The following is a 17,475-nucleotide window of genomic DNA, read 5'->3' on the forward strand; positions in this document are numbered from 1 at the left end:
CGAAGTCGTGCCGGGTGGCTTTTTGTTAACAATCGCGGTATAACACCCTTCTTTGGATGTTTAGATGTCCATACGTTTAGAAGGTAATATGCAAACAGAACAACAAAACGGGCAGCTTAAGCGCACCATGAAAACCCGTCACCTGATTATGCTCTCGCTGGGGGGCGTTATCGGCACAGGGTTATTCTTCAATACCGGATACATCATTTCGACAACCGGCGCGGCGGGCACGCTGCTGGCGTATCTTATTGGTGCGCTGGTGGTCTGGCTGGTTATGCAGTGTCTGGGCGAGCTTTCCGTAGCAATGCCGGAAACCGGCGCGTTCCACGTCTACGCCGCTCGTTATCTTGGCCCGGCGACAGGGTATACCGTGGCGTGGCTCTACTGGCTTACGTGGACAGTGGCGCTGGGATCGAGCTTTACCGCAGCCGGGTTCTGTATGCAGTACTGGTTCCCGCAGGTTCCCGTCTGGACGTGGTGCGTCGTCTTTTGCGTGGTGATTTTTGCTCTTAACGTCATTTCCACGCGCTTCTTCGCCGAAGGGGAATTCTGGTTCTCGCTGGTGAAAGTCATCACCATCATCGCCTTCATTATTCTCGGCGGGGCGGCGATCTTCGGTTTTATCCCGATGCAGGACGGTTCACCGGCGCCGGGCTTAAGCAACATTACTGCCGAAGGCTGGTTCCCGCACGGCGGTCTGCCGATCCTGATGACCATGGTGGCGGTCAACTTTGCCTTCTCCGGAACGGAGCTTATCGGCATCGCGGCAGGAGAAACGGAAAACCCACACAAGGTTATTCCGGTTGCTATTCGCACCACCATCGCCCGGCTCATCATCTTCTTTATTGGCACCGTGTTTGTGCTGGCGGCGCTGATCCCGATGCAGCAGGCTGGCGTGGAGAAAAGCCCGTTCGTGGTGGTGTTTGAAAAGGTCGGCATTCCGTATGCGGCGGATATCTTTAACTTCGTGATCCTGACGGCGATCCTCTCGGCGGCGAACTCGGGTCTGTACGCCTCTGGCCGTATGCTGTGGTCTCTGTCTAACGAGAAAACGCTGCCGCGCTGCTTTGCCCGCGTCAACAAAAACGGCGTGCCACTGACGGCGCTCTCCGTTTCCATGCTGGGTGGCGTGCTGGCGCTGTTCTCCAGCGTGGTCGCGCCGGATACGGTGTTTGTGGCCCTGTCAGCTATTTCCGGTTTTGCGGTGGTGGCGGTGTGGATCAGCATCTGCGCGTCACACTTCGTGTTTCGTCGCCGTCACGTGCAGTCCGGGCAGCCGCTTTCGGCGTTGCAGTATCGCGCGCCATGGTATCCGCTGGTGCCCGTGCTTGGCTTTATCCTCTGTCTGGTGGCCTGCGTCGGCCTGTGGTTTGACCCCAGCCAGCGTATTGCCCTTTATTGCGGGCTTCCGTTTGTCGCCCTGTGTTATGGTGCGTACTACCTGACCCGAAACCTGACCACGCAGGAGCCTGAACATGTCGCAGAATAATCCGCTTACCGGCCTCCTTGAAAACCAGCCGTTTGTCGTGCTGGATGGGGCGATGGCAACGGAGCTGGAAGCGCGCGGTTGTAACCTTGCCGACAGCCTCTGGTCGGCCAAAGTGCTGATGGAAAACCCGGAGCTGATCCGGGATGTGCACCTCGACTATTACCGCGCGGGGGCACAGGTGGCGATCACCGCCAGCTATCAGGCCACGCCTGCGGGCTTTGTCGCACGCGGGCTGGACGAGGCGCAATCCCGGGCGTTGATTGGCAAAAGCGTAGAGCTGGCACGCAAAGCGCGGGAAGCGTACCTGGCAGAGAATGCGCAGGCGGGCACGCTGCTGGTGGCGGGGTCGGTAGGGCCGTACGGCGCGTATCTTGCCGATGGATCTGAATATCGCGGAGATTATGTGCGTCGCGCTGAAGAGTTCACCGCGTTCCACCTTCCCCGCGTGGAGGCGCTGCTGGATGCGGGCGCGGATCTGCTGGCCTGTGAAACGCTGCCTTCTTTCCCGGAGATTAAGGCGCTGGCGGCGTTGCTGACGGCGTATCCTCGCGCCCGGGCATGGTTCTCATTTACCCTGCGTGACAGCGAGCATCTGAGTGACGGGACGCCGCTGCGGGATGTCGTTTCTGCGCTCGAAAGCTATCCACAGGTTGTCGCGCTGGGGATCAACTGTATCGCGCTGGAAAACACCACCGCGGCGCTGACGCATCTGCACAGCCTGACGTCGCTGCCGCTGGTGGTCTATCCGAATTCCGGCGAGCATTATGATGCGGTGAGCAAAACCTGGCATCACCATGGTGACGCCTGCGAGACGCTGGCGGGGTATTTACCGCAGTGGCTGGATGCCGGTGCGAAGCTGATTGGCGGCTGCTGTCGCACCACGCCGCAGGATATTGCTGCGCTGACGGTTCAGCGCTGAGGTCTTTGCCGGGTGGCGGCTGCGCCTTACCCGGCCTACAAATTGCACGAACCGTAGGCCGGGTAAGCGCAGCGCCACCCGGAGAAACAACCGCACAAAATTCACTATCCTTTCCCGCTTTTTTTCTAAAAACGAATCGTCATTAGCGATTCTTTTTTATTCCTTTATCAAAATTCTCGCGCCGGAAATACTGCCCTCATAACAACAAGAGGAGCAGACATTATGGCAATTTCATCGCGGATCACACTTCTCGGCGCACTGGCGCTGTGGGCATTTCAGGCGCAGGCGGTGGACGTCACCGTCGCGTATCAGACTTCCGCTGAGCCGGCGAAAGTTGCGCAGGCGGACAACACCTTTGCCAAAGCGAGCGGGGCGAACGTCGACTGGCGCAAGTTCGACAGCGGCGCGGCGATTGTGCGGGCGTTAGCCTCGGGCGACGTGCAGATTGGCAACCTGGGCTCCAGCCCGCTGGCGGTGGCCGCCAGCCAGCAGGTGCCGATTGAAGTCTTCCTGCTGGCGTCGCAGCTCGGAAATTCCGAAGCGCTGGTGGTGAAGAAAAGCATCACGAAACCCGAAGATTTGATCGGCAAACGCATCGCGGTGCCGTTTATCTCCACCACGCATTACAGCCTGCTGGCAGCGCTGAAACACTGGGGCATTAAGCCGGGCCAGGTGCAGATCATTAACCTGCAACCTCCGGCGATTATTGCCGCCTGGCAGCGTGGCGACATCGACGGAGCATACGTCTGGGCGCCCGCCGTCAACGAGCTGGAAAAAGAGGGCACCGTGCTGACCGACTCCGAAAAAGTGGGGCAGTGGGGCGCGCCAACCCTTGACGTCTGGGTCGTACGGAAGGACTTTGCCGAGAAACACCCTGAAGTGGTGAAAGCCTTCGCCAAAAGCGCCATCGACGCACAGCAGCCATACATCAGCAACCCGGATGAATGGCTGAAACATCCCGCCAACCTGGAGAAGCTCTCACGTCTGAGCGGCGTGCCGGAAGCTGACGTGCCGGGGCTGGTAAAAGGCAACACCTATCTGACGCCTGCGCAGCAGGTCCAGCAGTTGAACGGGCCGGTGAGCAAAGCGATTGTCGACACTGCCACGTTCCTGAAAGAGCAGGGCAAAGTGCCTGCGGTGGCGGCGGATTACAGCCAGTTCGTGACCGATCGCTTTGTGAAATAAGGGGGCTGCAATGCTGAACATTACAAACCTGTCTGCCGATTACGGCGGCAAATCCGCCCTGGAAGAGATCAACCTGACGCTGGACAGCGGTGAACTGCTGGTGGTGCTGGGACCGTCCGGCTGCGGGAAAACGACGCTGCTGAACCTGATCGCCGGGTTTGTACCGTATCAGCACGGCACGATCCAACTGGAAGGGAAACGGGTAACGGGGCCGGGCGCAGAGCGCGGCGTGGTCTTTCAGAATGAAGGACTACTCCCGTGGCGAAACGTGCAGGAAAACGTTGCATTTGGTCTGCAACTGGCCGGTGTAGCGCGTGAACAGCGCCTGAAAACGGCGCGCGATATGCTGAAAAAGGTCGGGCTGGAGGGGGCTGAAAAACGCTTTATCTGGCAGCTTTCAGGCGGGCAGCGTCAGCGCGTCGGGATCGCCCGTGCGCTGGCGGCTAACCCACAGCTGCTGTTGCTGGACGAACCTTTCGGGGCGCTGGATGCCTTCACCCGCGAGCAGATGCAAACCCTGCTGCTGCGCCTGTGGCACGAAACCGGCAAGCAGGTGCTGTTAATCACCCATGATATCGAAGAGGCCGTGTTTATGGCGACGGAGCTGGTGCTGCTCTCACCGGGGCCGGGACGCGTGCTGGAGCGCCTGCCGCTTGACTTTGCCCGCCGCTATGTGGCGGGAGAGCCGGTACGCAGCATCAAATCCGATCCGCTGTTTATTGAACAGCGTGAATACGTCTTAAGCCGCGTGTTTGAGCAACGGGAGGCGTTCTCATGAGCATTGTTTTCAGTGAAAAAACGCGGCGGACGCGCCTTGCATTACGCTGGCCGTTCTCTCGCCAGCTCTCCTTAAGCGTCGGCACGCTGGTGGTGTTGTTGGCGGTATGGTGGGCGGTTGCCGCGCAGCAGTGGATCAGCCCGCTGTTTCTGCCCCCGCCAGGTCAGGTTCTGGAAAAACTGATTACTATCGCCGGGCCGCAGGGCTTTATGGATGCCACGCTCTGGCAGCATTTAGGCGCCAGTCTGACGCGTATTCTGGTGGCGCTGCTGGCGGCGGTCATTATTGGCGTTCCGGTGGGGATCGCGATGGGACTGAGCCCGACGGTACGCGGCATTCTCGACCCGCTGATAGAGCTTTACCGTCCCGTCCCGCCGCTGGCTTACCTGCCCCTGATGGTGATCTGGTTTGGCATCGGCGAGACGTCAAAGATCTTACTGATATACCTGGCGATATTTGCGCCGGTAGCCATGTCGGCCCTGGCTGGCGTAAAGAGTGCGCAGCAGGTACGCATACGTGCGGCGCAGTCGCTCGGCGCCAGCCGCGTGCAGGTACTGCTGTTCGTCATTTTACCGGGCGCGCTGCCGGAGATATTGACCGGGCTGCGCATCGGCCTTGGGGTGGGCTGGTCTACGCTGGTGGCGGCAGAGCTGATAGCCGCCACGCGCGGCCTTGGGTTTATGGTGCAGTCGGCGGGAGAGTTCCTGGCGACTGACGTGGTACTGGCAGGGATCGCGGTGATCGCCGCGATTGCCTTTGGATTAGAACTGGGACTGCGCGCGCTACAGCGTCGCCTGACGCCCTGGCATGGAGAAATACAATGAGTGAACGACTGACCATTACCCCGCTGGGGCCGTATATTGGCGCGCAGGTGTCGGGCCTGGACGTAACCCGTCCGCTGAGCGATAACCAGTTTGAGCAGCTGTACCACGCGGTGCTGCGTCATCAGGTGGTGTTCCTGCGTGAACAGGCCATTACCCCGCAGCAGCAGCGCGCGCTGGCCCTGCGTTTTGGCGACCTGCATATCCACCCGGTCTACCCGCATGCGGAAGGGGTGGAGGAAATTATCGTGCTGGACACCCATAACGATAACCCGCCCGATAATGACAACTGGCACACGGACGTTACCTTTATCGACACACCGCCAGCCGGGGCGATTCTGGCAGCAAAACAGCTGCCGGAGACGGGGGGGGATACGCTGTGGGCCAGCGGGATCGCAGCGTTTGAGGCGCTCTCCGCGCCGCTCCAGACCCTGCTGAGCGGCCTGCGGGCGGAGCATGACTTCAAAAAATCGTTCCCGGAGTACAAGTACCGCAAAAGCGAAGAGGAGCACCAGCGCTGGCTGGATGCGGTCGCAAAACATCCCCCGCTGCTGCACCCGGTGGTGCGTACCCATCCGGTGACCGGAAAGCAGGCGCTGTTTGTGAATGAAGGGTTCACCACGCGCATCGTGGACGTAGCGGAAAAAGAGAGTGAGGCGCTGCTTGGCTTCCTGTTCGCGCACATCACCAAACCGGAGTTCCAGGTGCGCTGGCGCTGGCAGGAGAACGATCTGGCGATCTGGGATAACCGCGTCACGCAGCATTACGCCAATGCGGATTACCTGCCGCAGCGAAGGATTATGCAGCGGGCGACGATCCTGGGGGATAAGCCGTTTTACCGTGCGCCTTGATTGCCGGGTGGCGGCGTTGCCTTACCCGGCCTACGTTTAATTGTAGGGCCGGTAAGCGCAGCGCCACCGGGCAACGGAGCTAAAGGTGTGCCTCTATATACCGCTGATAGCGGTTTGCCTTCAGATAACACAGATCCACCAGCACCAGCCCGTCGATACAGTTATTGAACGCCGGATCGCTGCCGAAATCGATAAACTGCACGCCGCCGGGCTCGCATAGCTCGGAATACTGTTTGTAGAGCGGCGGGATGCCGCAACCCAGGTTGCCGAGCAGGGATTTCAGCTTTGTCAGGTCATCCACGTAATCCACCCCGCCAAATTGCGCCAGCACGTCCGGAAGTGAGGCCGGGTAGGGCTGACGCGAGGCGGCTAAAGGATGGCTGGCCGGAAACCAGAGACGATAAAACGCCACCAGCAGATCCCGTGCGGCAGGCGGTAAGCCGCCGGAGATGGAGACCGGGCCAAAGAGGTAGCGGTAATGGGGATAGCGTGCCAGATAGGCGCCAATACCTGACCACAGATAGTCCAGACCGCGACGCCCCCAGTAGCGCGGCTGTATAAAGCTGCGCCCCAGCTCAATACCGTGCTCCAGTATGTCCTGCATTTTTTCGTCGTAGTGGAACAGGCTGTAGCTGTACAACCCCTCGACGCCGCGCTTTTCCACCTGCATGGCCGTTGGCATAAAGCGGTACGCGCCGACAATCTCCAGGTCATCGTCATCCCACAGAATAAGGTGCAGATAGTCATCATCGTAGCTGTCGGTATCCCGGCGCTTCCCGCTGCCTTCCTCCACGGCACGAAAGGCAATCTCGCGCAGCCGCCCCAGCTCGCGCAGCAGAGGCGCCTCTTCCTGCCCGTTGCGCTGCCAAAGATAGATGGCCTTACCATCGCTGGTTTTGCCCAGACACTCGGCCTGCGCCAGTTCGCGCTTCAGCGTGGCCCTGTCTTCCGGGCGGGCAATGGCGCACTGGGTTTTAAAGACGCCAGGCAATCCCTTGCCAAGACGTATCACGTGCTGACGACACTGCTCGGCCATCTCACGCGATGAAAGGGTAGAACTAAACCGGTCATTCCAGGAAATCTGCTGGCCGATTTTGATCGGCAGCTGACTGTGACGGCGGCGAAACATCTGTTGCATCAGCAGCAGCATGGATATCGTTGGCGAGACCAGGGTACTGGCATAAAACAGCAGGCTGTTGTGCGCCTGGATATGTACCGGGAGTAGCGGCACCCGTAGTTTGCCGGCCAGCTTGATAAAGCCCGGATGCCATTTTTTATCGCGGATGCCTTTGCGCGTTGGGCGGGAAACTTCGCCCGCCGGAAAGAAGATCAGCACGCCGGCGTTTTGCAGGTGCTGCTCCATCTGTATCAGCGAGGATTTTGCGGTTCTGCCGCCCATATTATCTACGGGAATAAATAATGAACTGAGGGGCTCAAGGTGGGACAGCATCCTGTTGGTAACAACCCTGACGTCGCGGCGCACGCGGGAAACGGCATACAGCAGCGCCAGCCCATCCAGGGTGCCGGTCGGGTGGTTCGCTATCACAATGAGTGGGCCGTGTTCGGGGATTTGTTCGAGGTCGCGGGCGGAAACGGAGCAGTGAATATCAAGGTGTTCCAGAACCTGCTCCACCATATCCAGCCCTTTCAGGTGACGGTGGCTGGCGGCAAACTGCTGAAATTCGTCTTCGTGAAGCAGTCTTTTTAACAGACTTTTTTGCCAGGGTGCGGGCCTCGCCTGAGGCCAAAGGTCATCAAGAACGCTGTCGAGACTAAACATTGATCACTCCTCCTGCCGTCTTGCCCAGACAGTAGAAGGAGGAGATGTCGTTTGTATTGCAGTTTGGTGAAGATTAGCGCAGAGAGCAGGCCGGGTAAGGCGAAGTCGTTACCCGGCGCTAAAGCGGATTAACGCAGAATTTTCTTCTCAGCCAGATCCAGCGCGAAATAGCTGAAGATCAGATCCGCGCCCGCGCGTTTGATCGCCCCCAGGCTTTCGAGGATCACTTTCTCTTCGTCGATGGCACCCGCCTGCGCGGCGAATTTGATCATCGCGTACTCGCCGCTCACCTGGTAGGCGCCCAGCGGCAGTTCGGTGCGTTCGCGAATGTCGCGCAGGATATCCAGGTATGCGCCAGCTGGTTTCACCATCAGGCAGTCAGCGCCCTGGGCTTCATCCAGCAGAGACTCACGAATCGCTTCGCGGCGGTTCAGCGGGTTCATCTGATAGGTTTTACGATCGCCTTTCAGCGCCGTGCCGGCTGCTTCACGGAACGGACCGTAGAAAGAGGAGGCGAATTTGGTGGAATAGGACATGATGGCGGTGTCGGTGAAGCCCGCAGCGTCCAGCGCCTGACGGATCGCCTGTACCTGCCCATCCATTGCCGCAGAAGGCGCAATGAAATCCGCACCCGCAGCGGCGGCAACTACCGCCTGCTTGCCCAGATTCAGCAGGGTCGCATCGTTGTCCACGCCGTGATCGCACAGCACACCACAGTGGCCATGAGAGGTGTATTCGCAGAAGCAGGTATCGGACATGACGATCATCTCCGGCACACTCTCTTTGCAGATGCGCGACATGCGGGCGACGAGGCCGTCTTCTTTCCAGGCATCGCTGCCGGTCGCGTCAGTGTGGTGGGAGATACCGAACGTCATTACCGAGCGGATGCCCGCATTCGCAATGCGTTCGATCTCGCGGGCCAGATGCTTTTCAGGAATGCGCATCACGCCCGGCATCGCGTCGATGGCTTTGTAGTCATCGATCTCTTCTTCAACAAAAATCGGCAACACCAGATCGTTTAAGGTCAGTGTTGTCTCTTCAAACATGGCGCGCAGTGCGGGAGACTTGCGCAGGCGACGGGGACGTGCAATTAAATCGGTCATGGTATGCCTGATGTTTGTGGAACAAAGAGGTATAGTGTACCTGAAAGCAGGGAGCGGTGTTTTACTAAAGTTGTCTTTTAGATTTTCGAAATCGACTAATATTCGCTGTATGTATTTTGTCTATATTATAAAACTTATTCTGGTGTTTAATATTGGTGAGGTTTCTATATTGGTTCGGGATTATAAATATAAATGATTTATTGCTTTTTATTATATGTGCCGAAGCAACTAAAGTAGTTTGCAATCAGTTGAATTTATAATATTTATTCATAATGATTGATATTGTCCTGGGTTTACAAGCTTATTTGTCTGAATACGGACTTAATGGAATCATTCATTGAACCTTTTCGAACTGAAACTGCATAATTCCTTCCGCAATTTAATGTTGCTAAATGATTTGATGGACAAACTTGCTTACGTCCCTGAGGAGGGATGACCCAATGCAAACATGGAAAAAGAAACTGGTTGTATCACAACTTGCATTAGCCTGCACACTGGCTATCGCTTCTCAGGCCAATGCGAAAGATATATCCGGCACAACATATAATACTTTTGGCTATGACAATACCGCGTCCACGCCCTGGTATTATGGTTATGCTGACTGGGATTATTCAGATGCCACACATGATGGTGACATTTATCCAGTCATCAATAAATCAACCGTAAACGGAGTTATTTCGACATACTATCTGGATGATGGTGTCAATGGCCGTGCGAACGCGTTAAGTATTTCTAACAGCACCATTAACGGCATGATCACGTCAGAGTGTATGACCACGACGTGTGCAGATGGCGTGGATACTGACGGTACCACTCATACCCAGTATGATCGTTTTAGCCTGACTGTTGATAACTCCACCATCAACGATACCTACGAGCATTACGCCTACGATGTCGTCAATGGTGAAACCACTGAAACGCATTATCTGGACACCTATGGTCTGGGTAACGCGATCACGCTGGACGTTGAATCTGACATCGTTATTCAGAACAACTCCCATATCGCGGGCATCACGCTGACGCAGGGTTATCAGGAGCTGGATAACACGCCATACGACGGTGTTGAAGGCGTTGCTAACAGCAGCAATATCTTTACCGATACGCTGGTGGTGAAAGATTCTGTGCTGACCTCTGGTGCGTACAGCGATCTGGGTACCAGTGGCTTCTACGGTCAAACGGCGAAGCCGAGCGACTACGGTGAAACCAACGCCACGGCTGCGGATGATGCGGCGCTGATCGTTGTTGCTGGCGCGTCTGATAACGCTATGCAGACCACCGCTACCTTCGATCACTCTACCATTACCGGCGACATCCTTTTCGCCAGCACCTTTGATAACAACTTCTACGAGAATGGCGATCCGGCAACGGATACCACCGATGACGGCGTCTATAACCCAACTACCAACGGCTGGGATGATACCGACAAGCTGGATGTCACGCTGACCAACGGCAGTAAATGGGTGGGTGCCGCGCAGTCCAGCGTTGAAGCCATCGGCACGGCGCAGATGTATGGTGAAGGCTACAGCGATGTAGACTGGCACACGCTTTCTCCAAACAGCATCTGGCCTGATTCTACCTTTGACAGCAACGGTCATGTTGCAGGTGAAGAAGTTTATCAGAGCGGCCTGTTCAACGTGGCGCTGGATAACGGTTCCGAGTGGGATACCCGTAAGATCTCCAACATCGACGCGCTGACGGTGAACAACCAGTCTCAGGTCAATGTTGAAAACTCCGGCCTGCTGGCAGATTCCATCACCCTGACCAATGCGTCTAGCCTGAATATTGGCGACAGCGGTGGTGTGGCTACCGACAGCCTGTATCTGGATAGCTACAGCCGTGCTGCACTCACTGAAGAGACAGCTGAGCTGTATGCCAACACCATTACCGTGGACAACGGTGCAGAGCTGGCTCTGGGTCTGGGTCAGGTTGATACGCACAATATGGTGCTGACCGATGGCGGTGTGCTTAACGTTGCCAGCCGTGATTATGTGCTGAACAGCGACCTGAACAACGCACGCTATATCACCAACGATCGCTCTAAAGCGGACTACGACTATGGTGTTGTCGCGCTGAACTCTGACGGCCATCTGGCGGTGAACGGTGACGTTGCCGGTAACTATAAAGTGCGCATCGACGATGCGACCGGCGCAGGCTCCGTAGCTGACTACGAAAACAAAGAGATCGTTCGCGTCTATGACAATAACGCGGATACCGCAGCCAGCTTTACTGCCGCAAACAAAGCCGATTTAGGTGCTTATACCTATCAGGCGCAGCAGAAGGGCGACACCGTTGTTCTCCAGCAGGAAGAGCTGACTGACTACGCCAACATGGCGCTGAGCATTCCTTCTGCTAATACCAACATCTGGAATCTGCAACAGGATACCGTGGGTACCCGTCTGACCAACAGCCGTCATGGCCTGGCAGATAACGGCGGCGCATGGGTGAGCTATTTCGGCGGCAACTTTGACGCGGATAATGGCACCGTTAGCTACGATCAGGACGTAAGCGGCATTATGGTAGGTCTGGATACTCAGATCGACGGTAATAACGCGAAGTGGATTGTCGGTGGTGCGGCTGGTTTCGCGAAGGGTGATATCAGCGATCGTACTGGTCAGGTCGATCAGGACAGCCAGACTGCGATGATCTACGCGTCGGCGAAGTTCATGAACGACATCTTCCTCGACAGCTCCCTGAGCTACACCCGCTTCAACAACGACCTCTCTGCTACCATGAGCAACGGTCAGTATGTTGACGGTAATACCACGACTGACGCCGTTGGTTTCGGGATGAAACTGGGCTATGACTGGAAACCAAACCTGTCTGGCTACGTCACGCCTTACGCGGCGATCTCTGGCCTGTTCCAGTCCGGTGATGACTACCAGCTAAGCAACGACATGCGTATCGATGGTCAGTCTTACGACAGTATGCGTTATGAGCTCGGCGTGGATGCAGGTTATACCTTCAACTACGGCGGCGAGCAGGCATTAACGCCTTACTTCAAACTGGCTTACGTGTATGACGATGCCGACAACAATGCTGATATCAACAATGACAGCATTGATAACGGCGTGGAAGGCTCTGCGGTTCGCGTGGGACTGGGCACTCAGTTCAGCTTCACGAAAAACTTCAGTGCTTACACTGATGCGACTTATCTGGGCGGCGGCGACGTTGACCAGAACTGGGGAGCAAACCTGGGTGTGAAATATACCTGGTAATATAGAAAGCGCGGGGGATTTTTCCCCCGCTTTTTTATGTGTTTTAAAAATTATAAAGAACCGACAGATACAGATGACTTGAGGTATGCATGAACGTTAATGCGAAGCCACTTTCTGAATTAAGCCGGCTCATAAAGTGTATGGAAGTCGCCGGTACCCCATTTAAGATCGAACCACAACAATTAATAACTACCGGCAATAATGATGATGAACCATTGACCGTTGTCATACAATCCGGCCTGACGGCCGTCCACCGTAAATCAGACGAATTACTTATGGGTATTGCGCGGGCACCGTATATCCACGGTTTAAGCGCATGGATAAATGAAAACTATCTTGAATATTCTTTGATGGCACAGACGCCTTGTCCCGGATTTTATTTACCGGCATCTGACGCGTACCAGCTTATTCAGGACGCGCAACTTTGGCAAGAGGCTTTCTGCTGGCTGTCATGGCTTAACCATTTATTGGGAAAACGTGACATGCAATTGGTCGGAAATAATTCCTATAGCCAAATCCGGGCGATGCTGATCAATATGGCCGAGTGGGATGACACGCTACGTTCAAAAATTGGTGTTATGAATCATATTCAGCGTAGCACGCGTATTTCTCGTTCGGTCGTTGCTGAGGTTCTGGCGGCGCTGCGGCAGGGGAACTACATCAATATGAGCCGGGGCAAACTGATCAGTATCAACCGTTTGCCCACGGACTATTGAGATCAGTTAGAGGCCGTAAGCACCTGCGCTTTATTGGCGCTCAGCTCGGCCACCAGATTATTTACGCCATCACTCATATTCACGAAGCGTGTATTTGGCGACCGGGTGACCACCACAAAAGCGCCTACGTTTGATTGCGGAATCATCGCCATGTAGGTGATGAATCCGCCACCTCCACCGGTTTTTTGAATAATCCCAGGTCGGCCATCTTTTGGCGCCATATACACCCAGCCCATGCCGAGGGCATCGGCTTTACCTGGAACATCCATGCCAATGACGCGTCGTAGCTGAGCACGCTGGTAGATGAGCGTCTGCATTCGGTCGGCCTGATTGCTGCGCGCGTAAAAATCCGATGAGAGGAACTGCTGCATCCAGCGCATCATGTCGCCAGGCGTAGAGTAAACGCCACCGCTGCCAATGGCGGCCAGCGTGTTATTGCACGGGCTGGCCCCTTTTTCCGCCACCATCAGACGCTTGCACTGGTCCGGGGAAGGGGTGTACGTGGTATCTTTCATCCCGAGCGGACGCGTGATCTGCTCTTCAAACAGTTGAGGGTAAGGTTTACCCGACGCCGTCGCTAAAGCGTCGGCCAGCAGATCAAACGCCAGGTTAGAATAGCCGGCCTGCGAGCCCGGGGCCGATTTCAGGGTTGCTGTGCTCAGGTAGTTCCAGCGTTGCTCGCGGGTTGGCCAGACAAAGACAGGGCGATGCGCAGCGCCACCGGGCTGTTCTCGCGGCAGGGCGCTGGTATGGGTCGCCAGATTCACCAGTCTGATCGGCGTTCCCTGATATGTCGGAACGCGAGCGCCGGGCGGTGCATATTTGCTGAGCGGATCGTCGAGTTTCACCACGCCCTGATCGAGCAGTTTGACCAGCATTTCGCTGGTCATCAGCTTGGTTATCGATGCGACACGGATAACGGAATCCAGCTGCGGACGAACGTTATTTCCCGGTCGTGTTTCACCGAAGCTGCGAAACACCCGCTGGTTACCGTCGATCACGACCAGCGCCATTCCCGTCGCACCGCTGCCGTAATAAATAAGGTTCGCGTAGCGATCGGCAATGTCAGAGGCCAGAACCGGGGCCGTCAGAGGCTGTGCTGCCTGGGCGGTGGACAGGCTCACCGCACACAGCGCGGCGATAGAGAGCAGACAACGTTTCAACGAAAAGCATCCATCAAGTGAATAAGGAAAGTTACGGGTAGTTATACTACTAATCGGCGTCGGGCAATGGCCCGATTTGCATAACGATAGCGAGAAAAACGTAACCGTGGGTAAATTTGAACAATTTACTTGCGGCGTGGCTCCCATTTTGTGACATCGACCGTATGATAGACGCTACGATCGCTGTTGCGAATGAAACGCACCGAAACAATTCCTGAAAACTGTGAAGCGAACTAATAATTCACCCGCAGGTCTCACTTTTTTGCCTGAGCCGGGAGGCTGGCACAGGCAAGGTTTCGTGTGGCGATATGTTGAACACAGCAACAGCCATAACAACAAGAAGGAAGCACAATGTTTAAGTCTTTTTTCCCAAAGCCGGGGCCCTTTTTCCTGTCGGCATTTATTTGGGCACTGCTGGCTGTCATTTTCTGGCAGGCCGGTGGCGGCGCGTGGCTGACCCGTCTTACGGGGGCAACGGGCGATATTCCCATTAGCGCAGCGCGCTTCTGGTCCATGAGCTATCTGCTTTTCTACGCTTATTACGTGCTCTGCGTAGGGCTTTTTGCCATGTTCTGGTTTGTCTATTCTCCTCACCGCTGGCAATACTGGTCGATTCTCGGCACGTCGTTAATCATCTTTGTCACCTGGTTCCTGGTGGAAGTGGGCGTAGCGGTCAACGCCTGGTATGCGCCATTTTACGATCTGATCCAGACGGCGCTGAGTTCGCCGCATAAAGTGACCATTAACCAGTTCTACCATGAGGTGGGGATCTTCCTCGGCATCGCCCTTATCGCCGTGGTGATTGGCGTGATGAATAACTTTTTCGTCAGCCACTATGTGTTCCGCTGGCGTACCGCGATGAACGAACACTATATGGCACACTGGCAGCACCTGCGGCATATCGAAGGTGCCGCACAGCGTGTGCAGGAAGACACCATGCGTTTTGCCTCTACTCTGGAAGATATGGGCGTGAGCTTTATCAACGCCATCATGACGCTGATCGCCTTCCTGCCGGTGCTGGTGACGCTCTCGTCGCACGTTCCGGAGCTGCCGATTGTCGGCCATCTGCCATACGGCCTGGTGATTGCTGCGATTGTCTGGTCGCTGATGGGAACGGGGCTGCTGGCGGTGGTGGGGATCAAGCTGCCGGGGCTGGAGTTTAAAAACCAGCGCGTGGAAGCGGCCTACCGTAAAGAACTGGTGTATGGCGAAGACGATGCCAACCGTGCGTCACCGCCTACCGTGCGTGAGCTGTTTGGCGCCGTACGTCGTAACTATTTCCGCCTCTATTTCCATTACATGTATTTCAATATCGCGCGCATTCTTTATCTTCAGGTTGATAACGTTTTCGGGTTGTTCCTGCTGTTCCCGTCCATCGTTGCGGGTACGATTACGCTCGGTCTGATGACCCAAATCACCAACGTCTTTGGTCAGGTTCGCGGTTCGTTCCAGTATCTGATCAGCTCCTGGACTACGCTGGTGGAGCTGATGTCCATCTACAAACGTTTACGCAGTTTCGAGCGTGAGCTGGACGATAAGGACGTGCAGGAAGTCACCCATACATTAGGTTAAAAAGGAATTGCTATGCCATTTGCCGTACCACGTGCATTACCGCTGACGTTACTCGCCGCTTTTGTGCTGGCGGGCTGTGCCGAAAAAGGGGCTGCCCCGCTCAAAGAAGGGGAGAAGCCCGTTGATGTGGCGAGCGTGGTGCGGCAAAAGATGCCCGCCAGCGTGAAGGATCGCAGTGAGTGGGCTGACGCGCTGGCAGCGACCTTCAAAAGCCAGAAGATCGCGCCTACCGAGGAGAATATCTGCTCGGTGCTCGCGGTGGCGCAGCAGGAATCGATGTATCAGTCAGATCCTGTAGTGCCTGGCCTGAACAAAATCGCCTGGAAGGAGATCGACCGCCGGGCCGAATCGATGCATATCCCGGTTTTCCTGGTGCATACCGCCCTTAAAATCACCTCGCCAAACGGTAAAAGCTACAGTGAACGGCTGGATACGGTGAAAACCGAGAAACAGCTTAGCGCCATTTTCGATGATTTCATCAATATGGTGCCGATGGGGCAGAAGCTGTTTGGCTCGCTAAATCCGGTGCATACCGGCGGTCCGATGCAGGTCAGTATCGCATTTGCGGAAAAGCATACCGACGGCTATCCGTGGGATATCGACGGTACGGTACGTCAGGAGGTCTTCTCCCTGCGCGGTGGGCTGTGGTTTGGGACGTATCACCTGCTGAATTATCCGGCCAACTACGATAAACCGCTGTATCGCTTTGCCGACTTTAACGCGGGCTGGTATGCCAGCCGAAATGCAGCCTTCCAGAATGCGGTAAGCCGCGCCAGCGGTGTGAAGCTCGCTTTGGACGGCGATCTCATTGCTTACGGCAGCAGTGAGGCCGGGACCACCGAACGTGCGGTGCGAAAACTCTCGACGAAGCTGGAGATGAGCAACAGCGACATTCGCCGACAGCTGGAGAAGGGCGACAGCCTGGCGTTTGAGAAAACGGATCTGTATAAGCAGGTCTTTGCGCTGGCCGAGAAGAAAAGTGGAAAGGCATTACCCAGAGCCATTCTGCCAGGCATTCAGCTGGAAAGCCCGAAGATCACGCGTAACCTGACGACCGCCTGGTTCGCGAAACGCGTTGACGATCGTCGGGCACGCTGTATGGGACTGTAATCAGTGGCGGTTGCGCCAGCGCAGGACAAGGGCAATCACGCCCAGAACCATGCTGCCCGCGAGGAAGGGAATGAGTCCAAATACGGTGCTCACGCCTAAACCGATTTCAACGCGCGGGCGGCCTGTATCCTGCACCTGCATCAGATGCTCATACACGCCAGGGGCATGCACCAGCATATTCAGCAGTTGGGTTCCTGCCCAGAAACAAAACAGAACAAACAGGGCATAGGCAATATTCCCCGCCGTGGAGGTTTTTGGTTGTTTTCCGCCAAAAATCGGTTTCGACAATGTAAAGTCTGCCATAAGACCTCCCGAAAATATCACTCTGTTTAATACGCGTCGTACAGGGTGAGTGTGACAGGTCATAGCATTTGTCAATATCAGAATCGTGGGAAATTCGGCTCAGGATTTCTCCTGGATTGTCGATTTCTGCATCACGTCACAAATTGATAACATAAGTGAAACTGCGCTGCATTTCAGAATTTACGTATCCGCCACAGACGCCTTTATCGAACTGTGAGAGGATAGTTTTTTTTCTGCCGGAGTTGTCATGAAGCTCACTTCCAAATTACGCCGTGACTGGCATTACTACGCCTTTGCGATCGGGCTGATCTTTATTCTCAACGGTGTTGTCGGGCTGCTGGGATTTGAAGCGAAAGGCTGGCAAACCTATGCGGTTGGGCTGGTAACCTGGGTAATCAGTTTCTGGCTGGCGGGATTTATTATCCGCCGTCGTCCCGATGAGACGACGACGGCAGAGAAAGCTGACTAAC

General features: G+C 55.8%; 15 protein-coding genes. 11 read left to right on the plus strand and 4 right to left on the minus strand.

The annotated features are described in order from the left end of the window. The first annotated feature begins 88 nt into the window (after nucleotides 1–88). From mmuP to tauD, 6 genes are all read left to right on the plus strand, one after another. Nucleotides 89–1,489, plus strand: a complete 1,401-nt coding sequence (mmuP, locus tag SK50_RS06985) for an S-methylmethionine permease (protein ID WP_023303171.1) — start codon at nucleotides 89–91, stop codon at nucleotides 1,487–1,489. After that, nucleotides 1,476–2,408: a homocysteine S-methyltransferase gene (gene mmuM / locus SK50_RS06990; RefSeq protein WP_045344608.1), complete on the plus strand. Its 933-nt coding sequence runs from the start codon at nucleotides 1,476–1,478 to the stop codon at nucleotides 2,406–2,408. Before mmuP ends, mmuM begins: the two co-directional genes overlap by 14 nt. A gap of 222 nt (nucleotides 2,409–2,630) precedes the next feature. Further along, nucleotides 2,631–3,593 (plus strand): taurine ABC transporter substrate-binding protein, encoded by a 963-nt coding sequence (tauA, locus tag SK50_RS06995; protein ID WP_017383142.1) that lies wholly within the window; start codon nucleotides 2,631–2,633, stop codon nucleotides 3,591–3,593. A gap of 10 nt (nucleotides 3,594–3,603) precedes the next feature. Continuing rightward, nucleotides 3,604–4,371 (plus strand): taurine ABC transporter ATP-binding subunit, encoded by a 768-nt coding sequence (gene tauB / locus SK50_RS07000; RefSeq protein WP_048229242.1) that lies wholly within the window; start codon nucleotides 3,604–3,606, stop codon nucleotides 4,369–4,371. Continuing rightward, the gene (gene tauC / locus SK50_RS07005) at nucleotides 4,368–5,195 is read left to right on the plus strand and encodes a taurine ABC transporter permease TauC (RefSeq protein WP_045344606.1); all 828 of its coding nucleotides are present in this window, start codon (nucleotides 4,368–4,370) and stop codon (nucleotides 5,193–5,195) included. Before tauB ends, tauC begins: the two co-directional genes overlap by 4 nt. Beyond that, nucleotides 5,192–6,043 carry a taurine dioxygenase gene (gene tauD / locus SK50_RS07010; RefSeq protein WP_017694443.1) on the plus strand — a complete coding sequence of 284 codons (852 nt, stop codon included), beginning with the start codon at nucleotides 5,192–5,194 and terminating at the stop codon, nucleotides 6,041–6,043. Before tauC ends, tauD begins: the two co-directional genes overlap by 4 nt. A 79-nt stretch (nucleotides 6,044–6,122) precedes the next feature. Here tauD and SK50_RS07015 read toward each other — a convergent pair whose 3' ends face one another. Together SK50_RS07015 and hemB are read right to left on the minus strand one after the other, a co-directional pair. Continuing rightward, on the minus strand, nucleotides 6,123–7,823 hold the full coding sequence (locus SK50_RS07015) for a bifunctional ornithine lipid synthase OlsF (RefSeq protein WP_045344605.1): 1,701 nt from the start codon (nucleotides 7,821–7,823) through the stop codon (nucleotides 6,123–6,125). Nucleotides 7,824–7,951: 128 nt separating this feature from the next. Next, nucleotides 7,952–8,926: a porphobilinogen synthase gene (gene hemB / locus SK50_RS07020; protein ID WP_015571323.1), complete on the minus strand. Its 975-nt coding sequence runs from the start codon at nucleotides 8,924–8,926 to the stop codon at nucleotides 7,952–7,954. 440 nt (nucleotides 8,927–9,366) lie between these two features. Between hemB and SK50_RS07030 the strand changes: the two genes are divergently transcribed. Both SK50_RS07030 and SK50_RS07035 read left to right on the plus strand, forming a co-directional pair. Beyond that, nucleotides 9,367–12,141 (plus strand): autotransporter outer membrane beta-barrel domain-containing protein, encoded by a 2,775-nt coding sequence (locus SK50_RS07030; RefSeq protein ID WP_032652677.1) that lies wholly within the window; start codon nucleotides 9,367–9,369, stop codon nucleotides 12,139–12,141. An 89-nt stretch (nucleotides 12,142–12,230) separates the two neighbouring features. After that, nucleotides 12,231–12,857 carry a helix-turn-helix domain-containing protein gene (locus SK50_RS07035; RefSeq protein WP_048229244.1) on the plus strand — a complete coding sequence of 209 codons (627 nt, stop codon included), beginning with the start codon at nucleotides 12,231–12,233 and terminating at the stop codon, nucleotides 12,855–12,857. 2 nt (nucleotides 12,858–12,859) lie between these two features. On the opposite strand, the gene ampH is transcribed toward SK50_RS07035, so the two are convergent. Further along, nucleotides 12,860–14,020, minus strand: a complete 1,161-nt coding sequence (ampH, locus tag SK50_RS07040) for a D-alanyl-D-alanine-carboxypeptidase/endopeptidase AmpH (RefSeq protein ID WP_003859164.1) — start codon at nucleotides 14,018–14,020, stop codon at nucleotides 12,860–12,862. A gap of 351 nt (nucleotides 14,021–14,371) precedes the next feature. On the opposite strand from ampH, the gene sbmA reads away from it, so the two are divergent. Beyond that, nucleotides 14,372–15,592 (plus strand): peptide antibiotic transporter SbmA, encoded by a 1,221-nt coding sequence (gene sbmA, locus SK50_RS07045; protein WP_003859162.1) that lies wholly within the window; start codon nucleotides 14,372–14,374, stop codon nucleotides 15,590–15,592. 12 nt (nucleotides 15,593–15,604) lie between these two features. After that, on the plus strand, nucleotides 15,605–16,702 hold the full coding sequence (locus SK50_RS07050; protein WP_017383149.1) for a DUF1615 domain-containing protein: 1,098 nt from the start codon (nucleotides 15,605–15,607) through the stop codon (nucleotides 16,700–16,702). Here SK50_RS07050 and SK50_RS07055 read toward each other — a convergent pair whose 3' ends face one another. Continuing rightward, nucleotides 16,703–17,005, minus strand: coding sequence for a DUF2755 family protein (locus tag SK50_RS07055; RefSeq protein ID WP_003859159.1), 303 nt, complete (start codon nucleotides 17,003–17,005; stop codon nucleotides 16,703–16,705). It abuts the gene before it with no gap. Between the two features lie 247 nt (nucleotides 17,006–17,252). On the opposite strand from SK50_RS07055, the gene SK50_RS07060 reads away from it, so the two are divergent. After that, entirely contained in the window at nucleotides 17,253–17,474 is a 222-nt protein-coding gene (locus SK50_RS07060) for a DUF2754 domain-containing protein (RefSeq protein ID WP_015571318.1), read from the plus strand. Nucleotide 17,475: the final 1 nt, after the last annotated feature.

Origin of the sequence: Enterobacter sp. BWH64 (assembly GCF_001037645.1) — a bacterium.
Taxonomy (GTDB): Bacteria; Pseudomonadota; Gammaproteobacteria; order Enterobacterales; family Enterobacteriaceae; genus Enterobacter; species Enterobacter hormaechei_C.